Origin of the sequence: Gracilibacillus oryzae (genome assembly GCF_009498735.1) — a bacterium.
Lineage (GTDB): Bacteria > Bacillota > Bacilli > Bacillales > Amphibacillaceae > Gracilibacillus > Gracilibacillus oryzae.
Genome location: NZ_ML762424.1, coordinates 374,976 through 393,586, shown reverse-complemented (window position 1 = coordinate 393,586; position 18,611 = coordinate 374,976). Strand labels below are relative to the sequence as shown.

Below are 18,611 nucleotides of genomic sequence, written 5' to 3'. Positions count from 1 at the left end.
TTCAGTTTTAGTCTAATATAAGTTTAAGCATATCTCTAATTAGAGTCAAAGTAAAACAGAAAATAGATTGATTTACTTTTAAGAGGATGTTCAAACACACGCTTTAACGTAATTTTCTCTATGATACATAATGTATTTCCGATTAAAAGAGAATAGTACAGGGTATATAAAAAATTGGGAGATAGTTCAGGTTGGAGGGATTTTATTGTTTTTAATGGAAGCAAAGCGAATTGCTATTGTTATAGTAGGGGCAATACTTAACGCCATAGCACTTAACTTTTTCTTAATAGGTGCCAATGTTTATGCCAGTGGGTTTACTGGTATATCACAGATTTTATCAACAGTATTTACGGATTATTTTGGGATAGAGAGCATCAGTACAGGTATTCTTTTATTTATCTTAAATATTCCTGTTGCCATTCTGGGCTGGTTCAAAGTAGGCAGAGGATTTACGATCTACAGTTTTCTCTCTGTAATTTTCACCTCTCTATTTCTCGAGATCCTTCCAGTCGTGAAATTTGCAGATGATATTATTTTAAATGCAGTTTTTGGTGGAGTTATTGCAGGTGTCGGTGTCGGGATCACTTTAAAATGGGGGGCTTCGACAGGTGGTTCGGATATTGTGGCAATGGTTCTGTCCCGATTAAAGGATAAACCAATTGGCGGCTACTTGATGGCAATCAATGGTCTGATTATTTTAATCGCAGGGCTGCTCAATGAACCTGAAAATGCGTTGTATACATTAGTAGGTCTTTATGTAACCACTCGTGTAATAGATGGTATACATACACGTCACGAGAAAGTAACTGCAATGATTGTTACGAATGATAAGAGGTATAACTATTCTGCCGGTCACAGGGGCTTATACCAAAGAAGAGAAACACATGTTATACTTAGTTATTACGAGATATGAGCTCTATGATTTAGAAAAAATTATAAAAGAAGTTGACGAGAATGCTTTCACAAATGTTGTACAGACAGCAGGCGTTTATGGGTTTTTCCGAAAAAATGATTGAAACCTTTTTTCTCGTCAAACGACTAATGTTGTAAAAGGGGAGAGGATTATGATGAAAAAACTAGCAACACTACTTATTTTACTAATGGTTGGTTTCCTGGCCGCATGTGGGACAGGGAATGAAGGAAATGAAAATGAAGATGCCAATGCACAGGGAAGCCAGGAAAATGAGACAAATGAATCCATTACTGACCACTTAGAACTTGTAACAGAAGCGGAACAGCAAGAAGATGGAGTTCACTTTCACTTTGAATTAATCAATCATCATGAAGAGGACGTAGAAGTTTCTTTTCCGTCAGGCAAACAATACGATATTTTAGTGAAAAAAGGAGACGAAACAATCTACCAGTTTTCTGAAGATAAATTATTCACAGAAGCTGTCGTAAAAGAAACAATACCAAGCGGTGAGTCAGCAACTTGGGAAGAAGTATGGGAAATAGGCGAGGATGTAGAAGCTGGGGAATATAATGTGGAAATGCAGCTCGTACCGTCTGAAATAAATGGAGAAGAAGTCCCGGAAGGATTCGCCAATACTTTCACACTGCAAATTGCAGATATGTCAGAGGAATCAGCTGGAGAAAATACAGAACAGAATGGAGATCAGGCACAGGAAGCAGGATCAGATAGTAATGAGTTAATCCGTAACATTGAAGTAACAGGCGAAAATGGCAACTACCAGGTAACCGGTGAGATCCATTCATCCATTGGTGCAGCTTATTATGAAGTAGAAGATGGACATAATTATCTAGTGGAAAAGACAGAAATTCCAGTTGAAGGAGAACAATGGGGTACATTTACAGTTGATGTAGCAATTGCTGAAGAGGATCTGCCGTTTAATGGTACTATTTTGATGACAATTTTCAATGAAGACCGATCAAAAGTTGTTCCTGTTCAATTGGATCAAATCCAATAATTTAATAAGAAGAAGAGACCGGGTTATAACCAATAATGTTAACCCATCATACAAAAGATAATCAGGAGAGTTTTGACAGAGCGACATATGAACCAACTTTTCACATAAACAAAAACCCGAACTTTTAAGTAAAGTTCGGGTTTTATCGCAATAAAATAGTTTGGAGCATTTTTTCAATCTAATAACCAAAGTTACTGATAACCTCTTCCACTTGGTTTGTCAGAGTATCCCATTCTGCATCCATTTTTTTATTTACCGTAATAAAATGCTGAAAACCAAATACATTATCAACACCATCAATTTTCATTAATTCATTTAAGATTTCATGTTCACTAGTTTGCCCAGACATTACAGAGACACTGCTGTTTCCATCAAAAATCATCTTGTCACTGGTAAATTTCATTGCATTTGGATTTGGTGTTGCTTCTACATGAATAGCCATGCTTATTTCCTCCCATTTCACCGTACTTTCTTTCTATAATATCAGAAATACTGATAATAAAAAAGTTTTTGCTATTAACGTTGAGAAGACAGGGATGATAAAGTATGATCAGGAGATCAATTATATTAGGAACAATTTCCGGCACAGTATTGGGATCTTTTATGTGGGTAATCGAGAGAATAATAAATGTAAAAGTATACACATTATTAATGAATGTGGATTTTATCCCGTTCTTTGAAGGGAAATCTTTGTCGCCTGTCATAGAATGGTTCTTTCATTTGCTTATTGCTTGGCTTATTGCTTATATTTACTTCCTTCTGCCATCAAGTTTATCCAGGCGTCAACAGATTGTCACAGCATTTCTGATAAGTATCGCCGCAGCATTCAGTTATTTTCCGTTGACATTACTGGCAAAAAAAGATACGCCAGCGATCGATGATTTTACTGCGATCACCCTATGGTTTCTTGGACATCTTATTTACGGGCTGGTGTTGTTCACATGTGGGAATAGAAATTACACCACCAAAAATTGATGGTGTAATAAAAGCTTATTTTAATTCATTTTGCTGCTGTAACTGTTGTTCTAACTGCTGTAATTCTTTTTGTTCTTCTGCAGTTGCATTTGTATAAGCTGATCGAATAGCATTCTGGGCAGCTTGTTTGTCCTGTTCGTTAAAACTGTTTCTGCTCATTAGATTTCCTACTGCATTCTTTGCTTGTTCAAACATATTGTTACGCATTGGTAGCCCTCCTAAATAAATAAGCTTAACCATCAAAAGATGATCAAGCTTAGTATAAGAATTTCGGATAAACTTATTCTGATAAATCTTTTCCAATCGGTTCATCTCTTAATTCTAAATAATCTGTCAGGAATGTACCGATACCATCTTTCTCGTTCGTTTTCGTTTCATACTTAGCTAATTGCTTTAATTCGTTGATTGCATTGCCCATCGCAACCCCTATACCTGCGAAATCAATCATTTCCAGGTCATTATCTTCATCGCCAAATGCAATAATATTATGTTGCGGGATATGATAATAATGAGCGACCTTTTTCAGCCCGACTGCTTTATTAATTCCTTTTCTGACAATTTCAATGACATTCCAAGGGACACCCCATTTCCGGTGTTCAATAACAGAGGCGTGTTCTTCATCTAAATATTTTCTTAGTTCTTCGATATGATCATCTTTAGGGTGAATCAGAATCGAAGTAGGGTCTTCTTGTAAATGATTTTTTAAACTGCCAATAGTGATTAAGTCTCGGTGATCTGGTTCTGTAAAAATCTCCAAAATTTCCTCGTCATATTGATCCAGATAAATGTTATCTTCAATCTCGGCAAAGATATTCTCCACATCAAAGTCATAACAAGTCTGGATGATTTTCTTCGCAGTCCGGTTTGGTAATGGGGAATGGATACTGTCCCAGTTTTTATCTTTAGGGTGGTGAATTAGCGCTCCATTGAAATTCACCATCGGAGTATGTAAACCAAGTTCATGATAATACATAATACTTGATCTGTGTGGTCTGCCTGTTGCTATTATTACAATATGTCCTTCTTTCATTGCTTGCTGCACCATCTTCTTGGTATAGGGACTTATTACTTTTTGATCTGTTAACAGTGTCCCATCAAGATCCAGTGCAATTAAATGTTTTTCCTTCGCCATATCATCACCTCACTTTGTAGTATAGTTTATCTAGGTTGGGAACAGATGTAAAGATCTTGTATATTTTTGTTTCTATATTTTGCATGTTAGATTGGAAAGATATATCATTATTGTGTAGGAACTTCTTAATGAAAGGATAAGTTATATGATAATCGTAAATAAAGAATATTGGAATGACATCCCTATTTTGCATGTAGTGGATCATGAGAAGAAGGATACATCCCTTCCAACTCTTACATATATGCATGGTTTTACCAGTGCGAAAGAACATAATTTACCAATTGCTTATTTACTTGCGGAAAAAGGATATCGTGTAATTCTGCCTGATTGTTTATTGCATGGGGAACGAGAGGAAGAGATCTCTCAAGCAGAGCGTGATATGCGCTTTTTTGATATAGTAAAACAAAACTTAGATGATATTGAAACAATATATGAAGAACTGGTGGCAAAACAGTTAGTGGAAGTCAATCGATTTGGCCTTGCAGGAACCAGTATGGGCGGGATTACTACTGCAGCTGCTTTGACACAGTTTTCCTGGATTAATACAGCTGGTATCCTGATGGGTTCACCGAAACTTACGACATATGCGAATCAATTAATTGAATACACCAAAAGAAAGGTGCAGGATTTTCCAATTTCTGATAGCCAGATTGAATTTATGTTAGAGGATTTGAAAGAAATTGATTTATCTTTGCAATTGGATAAACTGTTTGGTCGACCATTATTTTTCTGGCACGGAGAGGATGATCAGGTAGTTCCTTTTGATCATGCTTATGAATTCTATGAGGAAGCGATTGAGCATTATAAAAACCCGGAAAATATCCGTTTCCTAAAAGAAATGAAACGTGGGCATAAAGTAAGTCGTTTTGCAATTGTAGAGTTTGTTAACTGGTTAGAGTACAGGCTGTGATAAATATCATTTTAAAAAAGTGAGATTTTTGTTTATAATAAGGATATGCTTTAAATGTGACAAGGAGGGATACAAATGGATCAAGCGTTAGAAGAGAATTTAATGGGAGCTCTGGAAAATGTTATTGACCCGGAGCTTGGTATAGATATTGTGAATCTTGGTCTTGTTTATGGTGTGGATCTTGATGATGAAGGGATTGCCACAGTAACAATGACGTTAACTGCTATGGGTTGTCCATTAGCTGGTCATATTGAACAAGATGTTAAACGAGTAATGGAAGATATTCCAGAAGTAAAGGACACCAATGTAAATATTGTCTGGAGTCCGCCATGGTCAAAAGATCGCATGTCCCGTTATGCGAAAATCGCCCTTGGAATTCCGGATTAAAAAGAAAAGCGTAGAGTGCCCTCTTAGAAACGTAGCGACTGGAGCGAATCAACTGAGATAAAGGAATGACGGTGAGCTTGCGAATCGATGATGACTTATCGTAGGGCGATTCGTGAAGTCGCCTAGTTTCTGGCGCTCGGAGCTAGACATCTCCGTTTATACTTTCTTTACTTAATAAAAAAAACGGACGATAATGTCCGTTTTTTTTTATTTCCAGATGTGCCTAAAATGCTGTCAACTTCGTATCAGTTTTCTTCCTTAAGAATGCCGTCACCCAATATGAAGACAACAATACTGAATATTGCTGCAACAGCAAGTGCTCCTGGCACATTTAACGAACTTCCTTCCATGCTGGCTAATACGTAACCGACAACTAAACTTATGATAAGTGCCCAAAAAATAGTCATTACATATTTCATTGAATATCACCTCTTCTACTGCAATTATGTAAAGGTTCTAACATATAAATTCATCTTCTCTAGTTTATCAAATAATGACTGTAAAATAAATAAAAAATTATCTGAATATTTATCTTAGGTAAATATTCACACTTGTAATCATATTGTAATGTTTTCTTTATTTACGATTAGGGTTCAAAGCGATAGAATAGTGCTATAAGTGTGTGTGTTTTTGAACATCCATTATAAGGCATTTGCAGGAATTTTAGCAGCTTTTCCAAGGAGTGCATAGATTGAAAAAACGATTTGGAATATATATACTAATTTTGTTAACGACAATTCAATTAACTGGTTGTATGCAGCTGGGAGATAATAAAGAAATCAATCGGGTTGGGATGTTAATCGAGCAAACGATTAATGATCAGACTTGGGGCAATAAAGGATATCGCGGCTTACTTGAAATTCAAGATGATTTAGACATGGAAGTGTTTTTTCGAGAGAGTGTTGCTACACAACAGCAAGTAAATCGTGCGGTAGAGGAATTCGCCAATCAGGGTGTACAGCTGATAATTGGTCACAGCAGCATTTATGGTGAGTTTTTTCATAATATTCAAGCATCATATCCTGATATCCACTTTCTTTATGTAAACGGCGCCTATTCTGATGAAAACCTGACAAGCTTAAATTTCAACTCACTAGCAATGGGATATTTTGCTGGTATGCTGGCAGCTGAGATGACGGAAAGCAATCGTGTTGGACTCATTGCAGCTTATGAATGGCAGCCGGAAGTAGAAGGATTCTATGAAGGTGTAAAATATATAAATGATAATATTGATGTGGATATCCAATATGTTTACAGTTGGAATGAATCTGAATTAGCGATGGAGTATTATCATAATATGGCCGAAAGCGGGGTTGATGTCATCTATCCAACAGGCGACGTTTACAGTGTGCCAGTTATAGAAGCAGCTCAGTCTGATCAGATTTTTTCCATAGGATATGTAAATGATCAGCAGCCGATTGGTGGACAATCTGTATTGACTAGTACCGTTCAGCATGTTGATAAACTATATGTTTATGCGGTCGAACAGATAAGCAACGGCGATCTGGAAGGCGGCATCTATAACTTTGGTTTTGCGGAAGAAGTGATCACTATGGGCCCATTCAGTGACAAAGTTCCTTCCCATATCCAGGAAGATATTCAGAAAAATATCGATAACTATATGGAAACAGGCCTATTGCCATATCAACTGAATGAAACAAGTCAACCATAGTCAGCATTGTGTGACTATGGTTTTCTTTTATGGAAAGCATGAATAAAAGTGAAAGAAATAGTACACAACAAAAACGAAATAAATAAAAAATTAAAAACTTGAAAATTAGTGTAAAATATCTTAAAATTAGTACCAAGTCTTAATAATTGATAATAATTCCTTTGAGAGGAAGGATACGATGAAAGCAGGTATTTTAGGGACAGGACATTATGCTCCTGAGAAGATATTAACTAACTTTGATATGGAAAAAATTGTGGATACAAGTGATGAATGGATCCGTACAAGAACCGGAATTGAAGAAAGACGCATTGCTTCAGATGAGGAAGATACGTCAGATTTAGCATATAAAGCAGCATTAAATGCATTAACAGAGGCTGGAATCAAAGCAGAAGATCTTGATCTGATTATGGTCGCAACCGTAACACCAGATCAGTCTTTTCCTACAGTTTCTTGTAAGATTCAGGACAGATTGGGTGCAAACAAAGCGGCAGCAATGGATATCAGTGCCGCATGTGCCGGGTTTATGTATGGTGTCATTACAGCCAAACAATTTATCGAAACAGGTGCTTATAAACATGTTCTGATTATAGGTGCAGATAAATTATCGAAAATAACAGACTGGACAGACCGTAATACCTGTGTATTATTTGGTGATGGCGCTGGTGCAGCGGTGATGGGGCCTGTCAGTGAAGAAAAAGGAATTTTATCTTTTGAGCTAGGTTCTGATGGATCTGGTGGCAAGCACCTGGCACAGGAAGGTTCTCATATTGTGATGAACGGAAGAGAAGTATTTAAATTCGCTGTGCGCCAAATGCCGGAGTCTTCCGTGAATGTTGTAGAAAAGGCAGGCTATGCTAAAGAGGATGTAGATTATTTAATCCCGCATCAAGCCAACATTCGAATTATGGAAGCGGCAAGACAACGTTTGGGTATTGAACCTGAAAAGCTTGCAGTCAATGTAAATAAGTATGGAAATACATCTGCTGCATCCATACCAATTGCTTTGTCTGAAGGTGTAAAAAACGGTAAAATAAAAGATAATGATCTCGTCGTATTAGTAGGTTTTGGCGGCGGCTTAACTTGGGGTGCTGTAGCACTTAAGTGGGGCAAATAAAATTAAATACAGAATGAAGGAGGAAGAAGGGCATGACTAAAAATAGAGTAGTTATAACAGGATTGGGAGCAATCACACCACTTGGAAATGACGTAGATACATTTTGGGATAAATTAAAAACTGGACAATCAGGAATTGATTATGTCACAAAAGTGAATAAGGATGAATTTCCTGCAAAAGTTGCAGGAGAAGTAAAGGACTTTGATCCGACAGCATATATGGAGAAAAAAGAATCGAAAAGAATGGATCTTTTCACACAATATGCAGTTGCTGCTGCCAAAATGGCAGTAGAGGATGCAAAGTTGGAGATTACCGATGAGATTGCACCAAAAGTTGGTGTCTGGATTGGTTCTGGAATCGGTGGAATGGCGACATATGATGAACAGTTCAGACGCTTTGTTGATAAAGGTTATAAACGGGTAAGTCCATTCTTCGTCCCGATGCTTATTCCTGACATGGCTGCAGGGCAAGTGTCGATTCAGTTAGGTGCAAAAGGGATTAATAACTGTTCAGTAACTGCTTGTGCATCTGGAGCGAACTCGATCGGGGATGCTTACAAAGTAATTGAGCGTGGCGATGCTGAATTTATGATTACTGGAGGAGCGGAAGCACCATTAACGCCAATGTCATTTGCCGGATTCTCTACAGCAAAGGCCTTATCTTTTAATGATGATCCAAAAACTGCAAGCCGTCCATTTGATAAGAATCGTGACGGATTTGTAATGGGTGAAGGTGCAGGTATTTTAATTTTGGAAACATTGGAATCTGCCCAAAAACGCGGGGCGAAAATTTATGCGGAAATTATCGGCTATGGTGCCTCTGGGGATGCTTACCATATTACCTCACCAGCTCCAGAAGGAGAAGGTGCAGGCCGTGCAATGAAACAAGCGATTGAAGATGCAGGAGTTGCCTTAGAAGATATTGATTATATTAATGCACATGGTACAAGTACAGAATATAATGATTCATTTGAAACACAAGCAATCAAATCAGTATTTGGTGACCATGCTTATCAATTAGACGTATCTTCAACTAAGTCGATGACTGGCCACTTGCTCGGAGCAGCAGGAGCGGTAGAAGCAATTGCCTGTGTGAAGGCAATTGAAGATAGTATTGCACCACCAACCATCAATTATGAAACACCGGATCCTGCATGTGATTTAAATTATGTACCGAATGAAGCGAAGCAAAAGGAAATTAACGTGACACTAAGCAATTCACTTGGATTTGGCGGACATAACGTAACTTTGATATTTAGAAAGTTCCAAGCATAATATTACATGATGAAACGAGCGGAAGCCCAAACTTTGTGAAAAGTTTGGGCTTTTTTTAATTGTTCATATCTTATAAATAGAGTAGCTTTCCATTATCAAAAGGAGACACAGAATATAGTTAGACATAAATTTTACGTATTACCAGTGCCTAACTAGCACACTAGTGTCAATTCAAGCGACAATTTTTCATTCTATCAAATAATGCTTGTACATATACATAGTAGAAAGTTAAGGACAAGCAGGTGAATAAAGTTGATCTATGCATTATTTTTTTTACTAGGATTTGGGTTTGCTATTTCAGGTGGTATGTCGATTATTTTATACTTGAATTTTATCCCAGCAGGTCTCACTTTTCTTGATTACTTATCCATTATCCAAACTAAAATAGAATGCTATTTCTTTATAGCAGGCTTAATCATGATGGGGTTTGCCTTAAATAAATTATCAGTCATGTCTGTTAAATAATAACAGCAAAAGAATAAATTTTCCTCATTTGGTCATACTGTTTGATAAGAAAAAAGCGTAAAGTGAGGGTTTGTCATATGTTATATTTACATGATGTATGGGTGAATTGGTTTGAAGGCGAGGAGAATGGTTATAACATCTGTTCTTTTCACGAATGGCGGACTTCTGATGGTATTGAAATATTAGATCAAGTCCCTGTACTTTATATTGATGAAAAAACCTTTCATACGATTGAGAACGACTTACATGACATACCACGGGAAATATTAGACCAGATTTATAAGCGTGCATATACACGGAAAAACCAAGACAGAAAAGTATTAGAATATGCATGTATAGTGACAGATGGTCAGGCTATTATTGCTTTTGATACGATGGGGTATCAAATACCAATAAGGAAAAGTCGCTTAATCCCAAGACAGGAAAGGCTTGTATTAGAGTTAATTGAAGGAAGAGAAGCAAAAACATATCATATTGATAATGTAGAGGAAAAGGAATTCCATATCCTTTCACTGCCTCCTGAATCTATGACAGGTCTGACAAGAAGAGAACGGCAATTAAAGCAGCTGCTCATGATCGCTCTGGACCAGCTCCAAGTTTCCCAATGTCTTGAGGAAATCAGATATTGGCTTACAGAATGGCAGCCTGAGAATTATTCTGTAATAAAAAGAATGAATTTTAATCAAGCATGGGAGCATTTGTACAATGATTTAGTAACAGGATGGTCGAACAAACATGAAAACTTCTGCAGGCAAATAATGAAAGGGCAAGCCTTTTATGAAAACATACTGGAAGAAGAACAAAACAATATGACAACAAAGTCTGTAAAATAAAGGGACTCTGGTCAGTGGGGGTGTCTGCTGCTGTAAAGGCTGTTCGAAATCAAAAAGAGCATTCAATAAATGCTCTTTTTATTATTTCATTTAGTTTCCATATTACTTCTTCTTAACGCGTCCAAGCCCCATTGCTTTTTTCGCTTTAACAATCATTTTATTAGCAACAAAGTTTGCTTTTTCGGCTCCTTGGTCAAGTAATTGATCAAGTTTTTCCGATTCCATCAATTCCTGATACTTTTGCTGAATTGGTCTTAGTGTACTGATTACTGCATCAGCAGTGTCCTGCTTGAAGTCTCCATAACCTTTTCCTTCATATTTTGCTTCCAGTTGTTCAATACTTTCTCCAGTACAACTAGCATGAATTGTCAGTAAATTACTGATTCCTGGCTTGTTCTCTTTGTCAAACTTCACAATCCCTTCAGAATCCGTTACTGCACTCTTAATTTTTTTCTCAATTTGCTTTTCTGTATCAAGCATAAAGATTGAAGCTTTCTGATTTTCATCAGATTTACTCATTTTCTTCGTTGGTTCCTGCAATGACATGATCCGTGCACCAACCTTAGGAATGCTGATTTCAGGGATGGTAAAAATATCATTATATCGATTATTGAATCGTTGAGCTAAATCACGAGTTAATTCCAAGTGCTGTTTTTGATCTTCTCCGACTGGCACAATATCTGTTTGATATAAAAGGATATCTGCAGCCATCAGTGGTGGATATGTCAGTAAACCTGCTGATACTGCTTCTTTTCCTTTTGATTTATCTTTAAATTGCGTCATTCGTTCTAATTCCCCGATATAGCTTACTGTTTGCAGCATCCAGCCAAGCTGTGTATGTGCCGGCACTTCTGATTGGATAAATAATACCGACTTATCCGGGTCGATACCTGATGCTATATACAATGCTGCAAGGGATTTGATATTCTGACGCAGTTCCAGACGATCCTGCGGTACGGTGATGGCATGTTCATCAACCACACAGAAATAACACTCATTTTCCTCTTGTAATGTCACGAAATGTTTCATTGCTCCTAAATAATTTCCTAATGTTAATGTTCCACTTGGCTGGATTCCTGAAAAAATCTTTTTCATCTTCTCACCTCATAAAATTATTAAATACAAAAAAGGCCCATTCTCCCTTCAGACAGAAGGGACGAATGAACCCCCGTGTGCCACCGTACCACTATACTTTGGGTATGCAAATTCCTCATTCGTCCCATTAAATTCATCTAAAGCCTCTATTATAAAGTTTATTATACTAGCCTCATCTTTTCCAATTTTGTTGGGATCTTTATCCCATAAGGTAGCTAAAAGACTAAATAGGACTATTTGATTTTGTTCTTTTACTTTCTTTTTACTAACTCTTCCTTTTTCCGTTTTTATTTCTTGTTTTAATTCTTTAAACTTTTCAGTAGGTACGGTGGCGATGCTCATTGACTTCTTCGCAAACTTTAAATTCATTACAATTTCCTTATTTGGCTTATACTCAATTGATTCTATCACATGTTTTAAATAATTTCTTACTTGCTTAGTTGTTTGATTTTTATAAAGGGTTTCAGGCTGAAGTAATAACCCTACGACTTCCTGCAATTCAACTTTTTTCATATTTTGTTCTTCTTGTTCATCATTTAATTCATTTTTCTGCTTTCTTAATTGTCTAATTTGTTTTGATAATTCCTCACCTTGACTTATTAATTTCATCTTAAAATCTGGATCGGTTACCTCGCCAATACTTGATATAACATTCTGCTCTGCAATTTCCGCTTTTTTTATTTTGTTTTCAAGTTCATTAATTTTTTCGAGATATGCAGTATTGTTTTCTAATGCATCCTTTTGATAATTATATAACGTCTTTAATACATTAAGCAGTACAGTTGCATTACCAAATATGTCAAGAACTATATTATCAACCTTTTCACAACGTACCATTTTCTTATTACTACAGTTTTGACCTTTACTTTTTATAGCTACATCACATTTATAGTAATAAAACTTTGAGCGTGTACCATCTTTTTTTGTTTTTCCCATTGTATAAGTACCATTCATAGCCCTTCCGCATTCATTACACTTTAACATGCTAGATAATAGATAGGGGCTATTTTCTCTTTGAGGATCATAGTGCTCTTGTTTAGGCTTTCTTGCTTGCATTTTTTGTTGAACCTTCTCCCATGTTTCAAATGAAACAATTGGAGTGAAATCAGGTTCTTTTCCTTCTCTAAAATTTTTACTCCAATACCATTCTTCCATCGGATTATCTTTTCTTTTCTTTTTAGTTATTCTTTCTCTTCTGTTCTTTACCATATAACCTGTGTAAGATGGATTTCTAAGTATTCTCCAGATTTTCTTACTGTTAAAGTACACTCCGTTATAATGGTTCTCAGTCCCATTTTTACGGTATTTTTTTATATCATTTTCATTTAAAATATCGGCATATTGCTCATCTGCTAAACGTACTATTTCACTTAGGCTTTTATCATCTTCTAAATACCATTTAAAAATATTTTTAACCAACTCAATTTCTTTTGTATCCCCTAAACAATACCTTTTTCTTTTTCTTTCATTAATTTCTACTTCTTCTATTGAAAGCCCAATCGGAATGGGCCCTCCTATATAGCAACCCATATCTACAAGTTCATTTATATTGGCTTTCACCTTCTTTCTCACATCTTCACGCATATTTTGGTCAAAAATTGACTGGATTAAATCCATCATTGTGTTATTGTTCCAGTCAAGGAGATTTACTTCCTTGCCACTATTTGCTAAGAAGATTTTAACGCCTTTTTCCTGTAAGTTGGTGGTCATATTTATAAAATCCTTAACCACACGAGTGTAACGACTGCTATCATAAAATATAATGTACTTAATATTGTACTTATCAATATCTTCTAACAGTTGTTGGAAAGCAGGACGGTCTTCAAAGTTTTCACTAGAAACATCTTCATCGTAATAACCCTCATTAACAAGTGTAATAGAGTTGTTATCTGCAAAGCCCTTAATTGCATTATATTGCTGTTGTGGACTAATTTTGTTTCCAGTTTTATCTACACTTGTTCGTATATAAGCGGCACCTAGTTTCATTATATAACCTCCATTTCCACCATTAATTTGGGTAAAAACCCTTCTGTATTAAGAGTTATAACCTTAAATATGTATTTACCTTTGTATAAAATTAATTAAGATTACAAGGCTTCTTTTTTATAATACTTTGTCCTTGTCTTTTGCACAAAATTTTTGTACGAAGAAGACACTTCAGATAAAACAATTATACTACCTTTTTCCTAATTTGATAAAGAATGAATTAGTCGTATTTACCAGTTTGATAATTGGACGAAATTTAGAATGGCAAATTTTGATTGTCAATAGTTATTCTTCTACCCAAGGATGTCGTAAATTAAAGAATATGAAACTCAAAATGATACGGGTCTTAACTTCTTTTATATTATTGGCGGAGAAATTAGAGAAAACGCGTTAAAATAGTTTTAAATAAAACGGAGGTGGGTGGACGTGGGGAAAGTGATTGACTCACTATGGCATAAGTTGGCTTTGTTAGGTTTAATGATTTACTACTCAGGAATTTTTACAACTATTTATTTACCCATGATGTGGTTACATTACAGTATACCAGCTATAGATTATTATATTTTTTCTTTAGGGATATTGTTTTCGGGTGGGTTGATATTCAATGTGATTTTGAATATTTATCCAATAAAAGAAGAGGAATTAGAGGAGTGCATCCCCAAGTATATTGTCATCAGGGCTTTTGCTGGCAAATTTATTGCCTATATTGTATTAAGTCTTGTCATTCTTGTTTTAACAGACAATTTTATTCTTAGTGTATATAATTTATTGTTTTTGTTGGCTGGAGGATTTTTTTGGTTCTGTATTCTGAGGGGCTATATTTTAGCAAAAAATGATTATAAAGAAAGTGAACTTGACAAAGGGATTACTTGGCAGGGTAGGGTTATGGTGTTTAGTATCCCAATTTCTTTGATACTGGGATATTTTATGCTTCGTTAACGGGTTTTAAAACATCTACCACAACATCAAAGGGGGTGTCTCATTTTTATAAATACTTGATTAGGACCCCTTATAATTACAAGAGAGATACAAACGTGAAAGGGCGGGATATAAATGAATAGCGAAGTATCAAAAGTAATGATAGGAAATCAACTACAGCATTTGTTAGAAATTAATGGTTTTAATATTTCTGGAGATATTCTGTTAGAGGATTTGGGTTTTAACCGATTGACTCTGCAAAAATATTTAAGCAATGCAGAAAGACCAACCTTGGAAGAAATCGTTCAACATGCAAAATTCTTTAATACCTCAGTTGATTATATCGTAGGAAATTCGGGGTATGTATTGGATACATGGGACTTTAACTTCCTAGAAGAGTTTTTTCAATACTCATCAAAAAAAATTAAAGACCATTTTGAGGATCGGCATAATACACAAATACCTAATGAAGATAATCTAGAACCAATACTATTTGGATTATTAACTTATATGACACTATCAAGAACTGGGAGGTCATTTGAAGACCTAACGGAAGAAGAAATTGCAAATAAAAAAGATACATTTGCAGAAATAATCTCACTGTTTCATAGTTGTATAACGATGAGTAATCAAGATTGTTTTGATATAAAAGAGTTAAGGGATTTAAATAAAAATATTGTAGACTATTTGTTTGGAGATTTCAGTTTTGCCAAAGAAGGATCTTAAAAGAATTGTTTAGCGTGACCAGATAATTCATTTGATAATTAAGTAATAATATAGGATAAGGGCCTAAATATTGAACATATTCATTTGAGGTGAGATTCAATAATGGAAAACAAAAGTCTTTACATTAAAGAAAGAGACAAGCTGCTAATAAAGGTGAGAAGTTTTAATTTAAAGGAAGTGCATGTAGGATATAAAGCATTAATTAAAGAAAGTTATTCACATAGTAAAGTTTATGAGCAATGTTCTAGAGTAGGAGTAATTAACAAAATTACTCCTAACCATATAATTGTTAAATTTGAGTCGGATGTGCTTGTCTTAGTTAAGAGAAAAGATATTGAATGTCTTCTGTTGGAACTAAATGGATAGTTAGAATTACATTAGTATCACTTGTAAAATATGTTTCTATTAAAATATTTAAATGAAAGAAATTTATGTATGAGCACATTATTCACTTTTTTTCAGGAATAATGTGCTCATATACATTTTTATCAAAAAATTTTATCAATTTGATATGTATGTAATCCAAAGTAAAGATGTATTCCTATTTCTGCTTGTTACAAACAACTAACAATAATAAATATTTTTTACATCTAATGAAAAGTTATAATTTCTTTATAAAAATAATTTAAACTGTAACAGGGAAGTCACTAAATTATCTACATAGCAGGTAGGTGTTAATACATGAAGAAAGTCATATTATTTATTACAATTATCGTTTCATTGAATATCTTGTTTATGTCTAAATCATTTGCTGACCTTAGAGTTTAAGTCATAAAAGTTAAATACAAATAGATAATCCCAAATCCAAATGCCCCAATAATTGAGCAATATAATGCAGATGAATTCTTAACTGCCTCTCCAAAAATCTCTTTTATTGCAACCATAAAAATCACAGCAATGGCAAGGTTAATCATGAACGCAAGTGATAATGGCATTCCGATATCAAAAAATTGTCCTAATAACGCCCCTAATGCAATAGGGATCGCAATAATTGTTGTGAATAAAATCCAAGTAAGGAAACCAAATCCGGCTAAAAACAGTGGTGTGAAAACAATAATTCCTTCTGGTATGTTATGTAATACAAGTGTTGTTAACATCAAATTTCCAATGTCTGTACCTATTGTAGGTCCAAGTGCAATGCCAACAGGGAAGTTGTGAATCGCAATACTAATTGTTAAAAGTACACCAGAACGCACAAAGATATCTTTTTGATGACTGTCGGTAATAATCGTAATTTTACCCATTAATCGATGTATATATATAAAAAGTAACAACCCAACTATTATACCGAATACTAACACGACCCATCCGCCTAATTTAATGCTTTCTGGTATCATTTCAAGAAATAAAAGTCCCATTATCAGCCCTGTACACAGTGAATAAATAAAATTAAAACCACGTTGAACACCTTTCATTATCCATGCTAGTCCACCGCCAACACCAATTCCAATAGCTGAAGCGAACGCCCCAATCATCCATGCTGCACTCATTAAATCGCTCCTCATAAAAAAGACTGTGTTAATTTTATATTACTAGTGACAATCAAATATAATACATGTATAAATCAATATATATTTGTTGTTTGACAATGACAATTGATATTTATATAATATGAGCATATGTTAATATATGCAGATATACAAATGAATATTATTTGAACTCTTCTGAATATAAGATCTGTTAGGTTGTATGCTATACATAAAATTTTGAATTAGAATTAAAAAGCGAGGGAAAATTAATGGAAGAACACAAAGAAAATGTGGGAAAAGAAAATGATAAAGAATTGGATGAGGAAACATTATTTGTAGTATCACAGACATTCAAAGCATTAAGTGATCCAACCAGAATTCGAATTCTTCATTTACTTTTTCATAAAGAATACCCCGTAAATGGGATAGCAGAGAATTTACAGCTCAGACAATCAACTGTTTCTCATCAATTACGGTTTCTGAAAAATCTTCGGTTAGTAAAATATCGTAGAGAAGGAACAACATTATATTATTCTCATGATGATGAGCATGTAATGCATATGTTAAAGCAGACGATTGACCATGCTTGTCATAGTTAATATTTTAAACACTTTTAACTATGAATAATAACCTACATCATTAATATTATTATATGAACATATGCGAATATATATAAATAATTTATAGGAGGTATTACAAAAATGGGACACGATCATGGGCATGACCATACGCATGGTGCAAACAAAAAAGCGTTGATGATTAGTTTTATTATTATTACTGGGTATATGATTGTCGAAGCTATTGGAGGGTTCCTAACCAACAGTCTTGCTCTCTTATCAGATGCAGGACATATGTTAAGTGATTCTATATCATTAGGAGTTGGGTTGTTAGCCTTTACATTAGGAGAAAAGGTGGCTAGCTATAGTAAGACTTATGGATATAAACGTTTTGAAATACTGGCTGCTGTATTTAACGGGGTCACTCTTATATTAATTTCAATTTACATTTTCTATGAGGCTTTCCAACGGTTTTCAAATCCACCTGAGGTAGCCTCAACTGGAATGTTAATTATCGCTTCCATCGGCTTGCTAGTAAATGTTATTGTTGCATGGATGCTTATGAAGGGTGATACAGAAGAGAATCTAAATTTAAGAGCCGCTTTTCTCCATGTATTAGGTGATTTACTTGGTTCCGTTGGTGCAATTGTAGCGTCATTATCAATTATATTTTTTAACTGGGGTTGGGCCGATCCACTAGCGAGTGTAATTGTGGCTATACTTGTATTAATAAGTGGTTGGAGAGTTACAAAAGACGCTATTCACGTATTGATGGAAGGTACGCCAAAAAATGTAGAATTGGATGATATTATAAATTCTATGGAAAAAACTAAAGGTATTATTAGTATACATGACCTGCATGTATGGAGTATAACAAGTGGACAAAATGCTCTTTCCTGTCATGCGGTAGTAGATGGTGATTTATCCGTTAATGAGTGTCAAGAACTATTACGAACAATAGAACACGAATTAGAGCATAAAGGTATTGGTCATGTAACAATTCAAATGGAAAGTAAAGAACATCCACACGATGATTCGCTAATGTGTCAAAATGATGAGGATTCATCATCCCATACGCATAATCATGAACATTAAAATCAACTTAGTGAAAATACCATAAATAACCTCCACCGAGAAGTCGATGGAGGTTATTGTATGTCTGAATATCAC

Annotated in this window: 21 protein-coding genes and 1 pseudogene; 15 read left to right on the top strand and 7 right to left on the bottom strand. The window is 35.0% G+C overall.

Annotation, left to right across the window (positions count from 1 at the left end; translation table 11 throughout):
* Positions 1 to 205 precede the first annotated feature (205 nt).
* Positions 206 to 1,016, top strand: a pseudogene (locus F9U64_RS01955) (YitT family protein).
* A 51-nt stretch (positions 1,017 to 1,067) separates the two neighbouring features.
* Positions 1,068 to 1,928, top strand: a complete 861-nt coding sequence (locus tag F9U64_RS01950; protein WP_228275551.1) for a BsuPI-related putative proteinase inhibitor — start codon at positions 1,068 to 1,070, stop codon at positions 1,926 to 1,928.
* 178 nt (positions 1,929 to 2,106) lie between these two features.
* On the opposite strand, the gene F9U64_RS01945 is transcribed toward F9U64_RS01950, so the two are convergent.
* On the bottom strand, positions 2,107 to 2,370 hold the full coding sequence (locus tag F9U64_RS01945) for a NifU N-terminal domain-containing protein (RefSeq protein WP_153401127.1): 264 nt from the start codon (positions 2,368 to 2,370) through the stop codon (positions 2,107 to 2,109).
* 104 nt (positions 2,371 to 2,474) lie between these two features.
* On the opposite strand from F9U64_RS01945, the gene F9U64_RS01940 reads away from it, so the two are divergent.
* Positions 2,475 to 2,903 (top strand): hypothetical protein, encoded by a 429-nt coding sequence (locus tag F9U64_RS01940; RefSeq protein WP_153401125.1) that lies wholly within the window; start codon positions 2,475 to 2,477, stop codon positions 2,901 to 2,903.
* A 15-nt stretch (positions 2,904 to 2,918) separates the two neighbouring features.
* Here the strand turns inward: F9U64_RS01940 and F9U64_RS01935 are convergent, their stop codons facing one another.
* Positions 2,919 to 3,110, bottom strand: a complete 192-nt coding sequence (locus tag F9U64_RS01935; RefSeq protein WP_153401123.1) for a DUF3813 family protein — start codon at positions 3,108 to 3,110, stop codon at positions 2,919 to 2,921.
* Positions 3,111 to 3,183: 73 nt separating this feature from the next.
* Entirely contained in the window at positions 3,184 to 4,035 is an 852-nt protein-coding gene (locus F9U64_RS01930; protein ID WP_153401122.1) for a Cof-type HAD-IIB family hydrolase, read from the bottom strand.
* Between the two features lie 145 nt (positions 4,036 to 4,180).
* Here F9U64_RS01930 and F9U64_RS01925 point away from each other — a divergent pair, with 145 nt between their 5' ends.
* Positions 4,181 to 4,945 (top strand): prolyl oligopeptidase family serine peptidase, encoded by a 765-nt coding sequence (locus F9U64_RS01925; protein WP_153401120.1) that lies wholly within the window; start codon positions 4,181 to 4,183, stop codon positions 4,943 to 4,945.
* Positions 4,946 to 5,020: 75 nt separating this feature from the next.
* Entirely contained in the window at positions 5,021 to 5,332 is a 312-nt protein-coding gene (locus tag F9U64_RS01920) for a metal-sulfur cluster assembly factor (RefSeq protein ID WP_089741331.1), read from the top strand.
* 245 nt (positions 5,333 to 5,577) lie between these two features.
* Here F9U64_RS01920 and F9U64_RS01915 read toward each other — a convergent pair whose 3' ends face one another.
* A complete protein-coding gene (locus tag F9U64_RS01915) occupies positions 5,578 to 5,751 on the bottom strand; it encodes a YjzD family protein (RefSeq protein ID WP_153401118.1) in 174 nt (57 codons plus the stop codon).
* A gap of 272 nt (positions 5,752 to 6,023) precedes the next feature.
* Here F9U64_RS01915 and F9U64_RS01910 point away from each other — a divergent pair, with 272 nt between their 5' ends.
* From F9U64_RS01910 to F9U64_RS01890, 5 genes are all read left to right on the top strand, one after another.
* On the top strand, positions 6,024 to 7,004 hold the full coding sequence (locus tag F9U64_RS01910; protein WP_228275550.1) for a BMP family ABC transporter substrate-binding protein: 981 nt from the start codon (positions 6,024 to 6,026) through the stop codon (positions 7,002 to 7,004).
* Between the two features lie 178 nt (positions 7,005 to 7,182).
* Complete coding sequence (locus F9U64_RS01905; RefSeq protein ID WP_153401116.1) at positions 7,183 to 8,118, top strand: beta-ketoacyl-ACP synthase III; 936 nt, start codon at positions 7,183 to 7,185, stop codon at positions 8,116 to 8,118.
* Positions 8,119 to 8,150: 32 nt separating this feature from the next.
* Complete coding sequence (gene fabF, locus F9U64_RS01900; protein WP_153401114.1) at positions 8,151 to 9,392, top strand: beta-ketoacyl-ACP synthase II; 1,242 nt, start codon at positions 8,151 to 8,153, stop codon at positions 9,390 to 9,392.
* A 252-nt stretch (positions 9,393 to 9,644) separates the two neighbouring features.
* Positions 9,645 to 9,857, top strand: coding sequence for a YuzI family membrane protein (locus tag F9U64_RS01895; protein ID WP_153401112.1), 213 nt, complete (start codon positions 9,645 to 9,647; stop codon positions 9,855 to 9,857).
* A 77-nt stretch (positions 9,858 to 9,934) separates the two neighbouring features.
* Positions 9,935 to 10,690: a DUF3603 family protein gene (locus F9U64_RS01890; RefSeq protein WP_153401110.1), complete on the top strand. Its 756-nt coding sequence runs from the start codon at positions 9,935 to 9,937 to the stop codon at positions 10,688 to 10,690.
* 102 nt (positions 10,691 to 10,792) lie between these two features.
* Here F9U64_RS01890 and trpS read toward each other — a convergent pair whose 3' ends face one another.
* On the bottom strand, positions 10,793 to 11,785 hold the full coding sequence (trpS, locus tag F9U64_RS01885) for a tryptophan--tRNA ligase (protein ID WP_153401108.1): 993 nt from the start codon (positions 11,783 to 11,785) through the stop codon (positions 10,793 to 10,795).
* Between the two features lie 48 nt (positions 11,786 to 11,833).
* Positions 11,834 to 13,771 (bottom strand): recombinase family protein, encoded by a 1,938-nt coding sequence (locus F9U64_RS01880; protein WP_153401106.1) that lies wholly within the window; start codon positions 13,769 to 13,771, stop codon positions 11,834 to 11,836.
* A 426-nt stretch (positions 13,772 to 14,197) separates the two neighbouring features.
* On the opposite strand from F9U64_RS01880, the gene F9U64_RS01875 reads away from it, so the two are divergent.
* The 3 genes from F9U64_RS01875 (at position 14,198) to F9U64_RS01865 (ending at position 15,781) form a co-directional block, all read left to right on the top strand.
* Complete coding sequence (locus tag F9U64_RS01875; protein WP_153401104.1) at positions 14,198 to 14,710, top strand: hypothetical protein; 513 nt, start codon at positions 14,198 to 14,200, stop codon at positions 14,708 to 14,710.
* 114 nt (positions 14,711 to 14,824) lie between these two features.
* Entirely contained in the window at positions 14,825 to 15,415 is a 591-nt protein-coding gene (locus tag F9U64_RS01870; protein ID WP_153401102.1) for a hypothetical protein, read from the top strand.
* A gap of 102 nt (positions 15,416 to 15,517) precedes the next feature.
* The gene (locus F9U64_RS01865) at positions 15,518 to 15,781 is read left to right on the top strand and encodes a hypothetical protein (RefSeq protein WP_153401100.1); all 264 of its coding nucleotides are present in this window, start codon (positions 15,518 to 15,520) and stop codon (positions 15,779 to 15,781) included.
* Between the two features lie 398 nt (positions 15,782 to 16,179).
* Here the strand turns inward: F9U64_RS01865 and F9U64_RS22765 are convergent, their stop codons facing one another.
* The gene (locus tag F9U64_RS22765; protein ID WP_228275549.1) at positions 16,180 to 16,905 is read right to left on the bottom strand and encodes a ZIP family metal transporter; all 726 of its coding nucleotides are present in this window, start codon (positions 16,903 to 16,905) and stop codon (positions 16,180 to 16,182) included.
* 248 nt (positions 16,906 to 17,153) lie between these two features.
* On the opposite strand from F9U64_RS22765, the gene F9U64_RS01855 reads away from it, so the two are divergent.
* A complete protein-coding gene (locus F9U64_RS01855; protein ID WP_153401098.1) occupies positions 17,154 to 17,483 on the top strand; it encodes an ArsR/SmtB family transcription factor in 330 nt (109 codons plus the stop codon).
* A gap of 102 nt (positions 17,484 to 17,585) precedes the next feature.
* On the top strand, positions 17,586 to 18,536 hold the full coding sequence (locus F9U64_RS01850) for a cation diffusion facilitator family transporter (RefSeq protein WP_153401096.1): 951 nt from the start codon (positions 17,586 to 17,588) through the stop codon (positions 18,534 to 18,536).
* Positions 18,537 to 18,611: the final 75 nt, after the last annotated feature.